This window comes from Gordonia sp. CPCC 205333 (genome assembly GCF_048537885.1).
Lineage (GTDB): Bacteria > Actinomycetota > Actinomycetes > Mycobacteriales > Mycobacteriaceae > Gordonia.
In genome coordinates this window covers 945,162-952,019 of record NZ_JBCLVI010000003.1, presented here as the reverse complement: position 1 = coordinate 952,019, position 6,858 = coordinate 945,162, and the positions used below count along the sequence as shown (strand labels likewise).

The following is a 6,858-nucleotide window of genomic DNA, read 5'->3' as shown; positions in this document are numbered from 1 at the left end:
GCCCTCCAGCGCCAATGGTACTGCACCCTAACCAGTGTGGGAGAGTAGGACACCGCCGAACTACAACGTTGAAATACCCCGTATCCGGGCCGTACCACGGTTCAGATACGGGGTATTTTCTATATGAACCACACACCGGCACACCCCGGTTGATCGAGATGATTGGTTTAGCGATGACGGACAGTTCGAGGGATCGACGCGGCGAACCGAACCGCAATGGCGCGCGCGACGGCCGTTCCGGTGGTCGGGGCGATAGCGGATACGGCAACCGTGGTCGCAGCAGTGCCGGCGGTCGCGGAGACGGCGGTCGGGGTGGCAGGCCCGGCGCTACTGGTCGCGGCGGTCCGCGTGAAGGTGGCCGTGATCGTGGACAGAACACGCGAGGCACTGTGCGCGCCGATGAGCCGGCGATTCCCGACGACGTGACTGCGGCCGATCTCGACCCAGAGGTCCGGCGGGACTTGCTGAGTCTCGATAAGACGAATGCCGAGACTGTCGCCCGGCATTTGGTGATGGTGATGAACCTTCTTGGTGAGGATCCCGGAGCGGCGCTCGCACATGCACGCGCTGCTCGGGAACGCGCAGGACGCGTTGGCGTTGTCCGCGAGACGGTGGGAATCGCTGCGTATACCGCTGGTGAGTGGCAAGAGGCGCTCGGTGAGTTGCGGACCGCGCGTCGGCTGACTGGCAGCAATGCGTTATTGCCGCTGATCGCCGATAGTGAGCGGGGCCTGGGACGACCCGAGCGCGCCATCGATCTGGCCCGCAGCGCAGAGGGACGTGCGCTTACCGGCGACGAAGCTGCAGAGATGCTTATCGTCGAATCTGGGGCGCGTCTGGACTTGGGTGAGCCAGATAAGGCAGTCGTGACACTGCAAGCCGCCAATTTGCAGCCTGGTCAAACCGGTGACGGCCCAGCACGATTGTTCTACGCGTACGCGACCGCATTGCTGGCGGCAGGGCGTCGCGACGACGCCGCGACGTGGTTCATGAATTCTGCTGCCGCCGACATTGACGATGTCACCGACGCTGAATTGCGGTTGGTGGAATTGGCGCAGGGCGATGAACCTGTCGAAGGCGGCGAGGTGGTAACCGCGGAACAAGCTGATCGGGAAGCCATTAAGGAACCCAACGTCGAAACTGAGCCAGCGGACGAGGTAGTAGCGGTATCCGAGGTATCTGTCGTGGAGGTTGCCTCGGTGGCGGATCCGACAGCCGAGGTGTCAGCGACCATCGAAGCGGAACCGGTCGCCGTCGAACCGCTAACCGACCCGGAACCACGGACTGGCGCTCAGAGCGCCGAAGAGACCGTAGCTGCGCCCGAAATCTCTCTGGCCAGTGAGTACGACGCACTCCTGCTTGATCTCGACGGAACAGTCTTCGCTGGATCGGAGGCGTTGCCAGGTGCGGTCGACGCGCTGGCGAGTGTTGGTGTCCCGTCCTACTACGTGACGAATAACGCGAGCCGCCGCGCCCCCGACGTCGCAGCGCATTTGACCGAGCTCGGTTTTGACGCCGTGCCGGAGCAGGTGGTGACCAGCGCCCAGGCGGGTGCCAAACTTCTCGCCCAGCATTTGCCTGCCGGGTCGAGGGCATTGGTCGTCGGTACCGACGGCCTCGCTCAGGAAGTACGTGAAGTCGGTATCGGCGTCACTCGCAGCGCCGACGATCGGCCGGATGCGGTGATCCAGGGCCATTCGACGACGACCGATTGGGCGATTCTGTCCGAAGCAGTTCTGGCGATCAACAATGGCGCGCTGTGGGTGGCCTGCAATGTTGATCCGACGCTGCCGTCCGAGCGTGGATTGATGATTGGTAACGGGTCGATGGTGGCCGCCGTCCAGAATGCGACGGGCAAGCAACCGCTCGTCGCGGGTAAACCCGCCGCGCCGTTGATGGCCGACGCGATCGAGCGGTCGGCGTCGAAACATCCATTGGTGGTTGGCGACCGGCTCGACACCGATATAGAAGGTGCGGTGGCGGTCGGAGTGGACAGTCTGTTGGTGCTCACGGGCGTGTCGGGTGCCGCTGACCTGCTGGTTGCGGCTCCGGAGCAGCGTCCTACCTACGTGGTGGACGACCTTCGGGGACTGCTGGACTCATCGGACATCGCTCGAATTGGCGCCCAGCCCGGGTGGACCGTTTCGGCGGGCACCGGAACGGGGGAAGTCCGGGTGGACGTTGCGGCGACGCCGGATGCCCTCGATGCCGCATTGCTGCCAGCGCTGGCCGCGGCGATATGGAGTGCGGTCGACGCGCATCTGGCCGCTGCTCCTGAAGACGGGCTGGCGGTGACCATCGCCACCGAGGACGAGCGGGTACGTGGGCTGCTGGACACACTGGGCGTGCGATAGCGTAGATGTCGATGACATCTCCCGTACCTGGACCGCCCAAACCCGGACAACACCAGGCCAATGCAGCGCCGACGGTGTCGCCGGATGTCGTCACCCGACAGGTAGACGAACTGATCACCCAGTTCGATGAGATGCGCGCCGAGCAACGGATAACCGATCCAGAAGGTACGAATATCGACCTCGGAGTACTGGACCGGCAGGCCATCCTCCTGGAGCAGGCCCACCAGGTGTTGTCGTCCGCGCTCGAAGATGTCGGCCGTGCCACCTAATCCCCGCGCGCGCCTCGACGCCGAGTTGGTGCGACGGGGACTGGCTCGATCACGTGAGCATGCTCGGGAACTCATCGAGCGGGGCGAGGTCAAAGTCAACGGAACCCTGGCCGCGAAGCCAGCCACCAACATCACCAGGGATACGCCGGTGATCGTAGCTGCGGTTGAACCCAGATGGGCCTCACGCGGTGCGCATAAACTGATCGGCGCACTCGCCGAGTTTGAACCGCGGGGAGTGCGGGTAGAGGGCAGGCGTTGTCTGGACGCCGGCGCATCCACCGGCGGATTCACCGATGTCTTGCTGACCGAGGGTGCCCGCGAAGTGGTTGCGGCCGACGTCGGCTACGGCCAACTGGTCTGGCGACTACGCAATGATCCGCGAGTGATCGTGCACGATCGTACGAATGTGCGGTCGTTGACTCCGGAAGTCATTGGGGGACAAGCGGATCTGACCGTTTCGGATCTCTCTTTCATCTCACTGCGTTTGGTGCTGCCCGCGTTGGCGGCGTGTACGACAGTCGGTGGCGACCTGCTGCCGATGGTGAAACCTCAGTTCGAAGTCGGTAAGGATCGGGTCGGTGCCGGCGGCGTGGTGCGTGACCCGCTATTGCGTATCAGCGCGGTACGCGACGTCATCGTTGATGCGATGCGGTTGGGACTTGAACTCAACGGCGTCGTCGCCAGCCCGCTGCCCGGCCCGTCTGGCAATGTCGAGTACTTCGTCTGGTTGCGCAAAGCGCGCGACGCGGAGCCGAAGACCGCCCTCGATGCGCGATTGTCGGAGTCAGCGGAGACAATGATCACCACCGCTGTTGAACAAGGACCGCAGTAGTGTCGAGAGGAGATGGGTTCGTGCCCACACGTGAGTTCCTGGTGGTCGCACACACCGGCCGCGAGGCGGTGTCGGTCACGCTCGACGCGATAGCCCGCGCCTGCGCGGGTGCGAACGTTAAATTACGCATCGTCGATTTCGACACGATGGAACACGAGACCGGGGCGGCGTCAGGACATAATGACCCCATCGGTCATCCGGTCGACCCAAGTCACTTGCGCGCGCTCGGCGTCGACGTTGAAGTAACCGAGGTTGACACCGCGTCGGCGCGCGGATGTGAACTGGTAATCGTGCTCGGCGGCGACGGGACCTTCCTTCGTGCGGCCGAACTGGCGTATCCCGAGTCGGTTCCCGTTCTCGGAATCAACTTGGGCCGCATCGGATTTCTGGCCGAGGCCGAGGCCAATCGCGTCGAAGAGGTGATGACTCTCCTCATCGCCAGGGACTATCGGATCGAATCTCGGATGACCCTGGACGTTGCGGTGATCAACCCGGCACAGTCCGACGAGCCCGTCGTGCGAACCTGGGCATTGAATGAAGTGGCCATCCAGAATCAGACGAATCAGGGTGTGCTCGAACTGTTGACCGAGGTCGATGGACGCCCGGTGTCGGCCTTTGGCGCCGACGGATTATTGGTGTCGACGCCGACCGGATCGACGGCATATGCCTTCTCCGCGGGCGGACCGGTGATGTGGCCCGACCTGGAGGCGATCCTGATCGTGCCGAGCAATGCTCATGCCCTGTTCGCGCGACCGATGGTCACCAGCCCCCGGTCGAAGATCGCCGTTGAAGTCGACCAAGAAGGCAGAGCGGCAGTAGCGCTTTGCGACGGAAGGCGGGTGATCGACGTACCGCCGGGTGCCCGAGTCGAGGTTCGCCGTGGGTCGCGGCCGGTCCAGTGGGTACGGATCGATTCCGATCCGTTCGCCGACCGGCTCGTCACCAAATTCGATCTGCCAGTGACTGGCTGGCGCGGACGTAAGGTCTAGCGGCATCGGACAGGACGCGGTGCCAGAAGGGGTAAACTGAGAAGGGAAGGTCTGACGTGCTCGAAGAACTGTCGATCCGAGGGCTCGGCGTCATCGAGGAAGCTTCAGCCGAGTTTCATCCCGGCTTTACGGTGCTGACCGGTGAGACCGGTGCCGGTAAGACGATGGTGGTGACGAGTCTGCACCTGCTCTCCGGTGCCCGGGCTGATCCGACGCGGGTGCGGGTCGGGCATGAGAAGGCAACTGTTGAAGGCCGATTCCGGTTGGTCAATCCGCTGGTCGAGGGCGAGACGACGGCTGATCCCGAACTGGCTGAGTTGCTGGAGTCGGCGGGGGCCGACGTCGATGACGATGATTCGGTGATCGCCGTGCGATCGGTGTCGGCCGACGGTCGATCCAGGGCACATGTCGGTGGCAGGTCGGTGCCAGTTGGCCTGATGGGCCGGATGACCAGCCGCTTGCTGACGATCCACGGGCAGAACGATCAACTGCGATTACTCAAGGGATCGCAGCAGCGGGCGGCGCTGGATCGATTCGCCGGAAAGAATGTCGCGAAATCGGTGCGGGCCTATCAGAAATCACGAACCAACTGGCTTGACCTGTCGCGCGACCTCGCCCGGCGTCGCGCCAGCTCCCGCGAACTCGCTCAGGAGACGGACCGGCTGCGATTCGCGGTCGACGAGATCGCCGCTGTGGATCCGCAGCCCGGCGAGGACATCGAACTGGTCGCGACGATCCGTCGGCTCTCCGACCTGGACACCATCCGTACGGCAGCGGCCGACGCTCAGCGCACTGTCGCCGGTGACGTGAGCGCCGATGGCGGTTCGGTGATCGAGGGACTCGGCCATGTCCGTACGGTCCTGGAGACATCTGGCGATGACACACTGCGCGGCTTGTTGCCACGAGTCGCCGAAGCACTCGCGGTGGTCACCGACATCGGCGACGAGTTGACCGCGTTCGTGTCGGATCTGCCGACCGATGCCGGCGAACTCGACCAGCTATTGAATCGGCAGGCGGAATTGCGGTCGCTGACTCGCAAATACGCCGCCGATGTCGATGGTGTTATCGACTGGTATGCCACAGCGACCGCCCGGCTGGCGGAGATCGACAATCCGGCCGAGTCGATCGACGAACTGGCTGCCGCGGTCGAGGCTGCGCGCGACGACGTCGCCGTCGCGGCCGCCAAATTGCATGATCAGCGGGTAACCGCGGCGAAATCGCTGGCCAAGAAGGTTAGCGCGGAACTGTTGGGACTTGCGATGGGTGGCGCCGCGCTTGTTGTGGACGTGCGTTACGACGTTGTCGGGACGCCGTCCGGGGCAGCTGAAGCCGACAACCCGAACGATGTATCGGGCGAGGAATCGGGTTCCGACGAGCCGACGGTGTCGGTCTCCGCGCCAGAGGGGTCTGTCCTCGCACACGCCGGAGTGGAAGGTGTCGACGTCGTCGAGTTCTCACTGCGGGCTCATGCCGACGCGGTACCACTACCGATAGCGCGGTCGGCATCGGGTGGCGAACTATCCCGCGTGATGTTGGCGCTCGAAGTCGTGCTGGCCGCACCGGAGGGCGGGTCGATCATGGTTTTCGACGAAGTCGACGCCGGGGTCGGCGGCGCCGCGGCGGTAGAGATCGGCCGGCGATTGGCCAGACTGGCCCTCAAACATCAAGTGATCGTGGTGACGCATCTGCCGCAGGTGGCGGCATTCGCCGACAATCATGTCGTCATCGGAAAGAATATCGGCGGGAGCGGAAAACGTTCGCCGGGCGGACATACTTCGACCGTGCGTACGCTTTCCCGTGAGGAACGTATCGGTGAACTGGCTCGAATGTTGGCCGGACTCGGAGACTCAGATACTGGCCGGGCCCATGCGGAGGAGTTGTTGTCTACGGCCGAACAGTATCGAAGCGTACGGAAAGAACCGAATGCGAAGGAAACGACTGTATGACTTTTGAACCACCGGCAGAACCTGAGTCAGAGTCAGACCCGGATGTACTCGTCGTCGGGCTACACGAGGAGTTCTTGACGACGCAGAAGAAGGAAGTCGTCACCGGTGTCGCCCAGGTGCGCAAGACGATCGAGAGTGAATCGGCCGACCTGGAATTCGACGTCGAGCGCGAGCGTGCGGAGGTGACGCGGGTCGTTGTCGCCGATCAAGAAGTGAGCAGTGTCCCGCAGCCCTACTGGGACGGCGATACCTACGTGGTCCCGGTGGTCGAGGAAGAATTGATCGTTACCAAACGACTCGTGGTGCGTGAAGAAGTTCGCATTCGGCGGGTGCGCGGTACCGATACGGTTTCAGTTCCGGTTACAGTTCGTCGCGAACGGGTTGTAGTGGACGAAATTGATGTAAACACTAAACCCGGGAAACATGGCGAGGAATCCAACGATAGTGTTTGAGGCAATGATGCATAAC

General features: G+C 63.3%; 6 protein-coding genes. All 6 read left to right on the top strand.

Features of this window, described 5'->3' with window-relative positions; all coding sequences use genetic code 11:
• The first annotated feature begins 173 nt into the window (after positions 1 to 173).
• The 6 genes from AAFP29_RS14545 to AAFP29_RS14520 are packed head-to-tail and all read left to right on the top strand — an operon-like array spanning position 174 to position 6,842.
• Positions 174 to 2,354, top strand: a complete 2,181-nt coding sequence (locus AAFP29_RS14545; protein WP_419218057.1) for an HAD-IIA family hydrolase — start codon at positions 174 to 176, stop codon at positions 2,352 to 2,354.
• 11 nt (positions 2,355 to 2,365) lie between these two features.
• Positions 2,366 to 2,623: a hypothetical protein gene (locus AAFP29_RS14540; RefSeq protein ID WP_419218056.1), complete on the top strand. Its 258-nt coding sequence runs from the start codon at positions 2,366 to 2,368 to the stop codon at positions 2,621 to 2,623.
• A complete protein-coding gene (locus AAFP29_RS14535) occupies positions 2,613 to 3,455 on the top strand; it encodes a TlyA family RNA methyltransferase (RefSeq protein WP_419218055.1) in 843 nt (280 codons plus the stop codon). Before AAFP29_RS14540 ends, AAFP29_RS14535 begins: the two co-directional genes overlap by 11 nt.
• A 20-nt stretch (positions 3,456 to 3,475) precedes the next feature.
• Entirely contained in the window at positions 3,476 to 4,444 is a 969-nt protein-coding gene (locus tag AAFP29_RS14530) for an NAD kinase (protein ID WP_419218054.1), read from the top strand.
• 56 nt (positions 4,445 to 4,500) lie between these two features.
• The gene (recN, locus tag AAFP29_RS14525; protein ID WP_419218053.1) at positions 4,501 to 6,390 is read left to right on the top strand and encodes a DNA repair protein RecN; all 1,890 of its coding nucleotides are present in this window, start codon (positions 4,501 to 4,503) and stop codon (positions 6,388 to 6,390) included.
• On the top strand, positions 6,387 to 6,842 hold the full coding sequence (locus AAFP29_RS14520; protein WP_419218052.1) for a DUF2382 domain-containing protein: 456 nt from the start codon (positions 6,387 to 6,389) through the stop codon (positions 6,840 to 6,842). The genes recN and AAFP29_RS14520 overlap by 4 nt, the downstream gene beginning before the upstream one ends.
• The last annotated feature ends 16 nt before the right edge of the window (positions 6,843 to 6,858 follow it).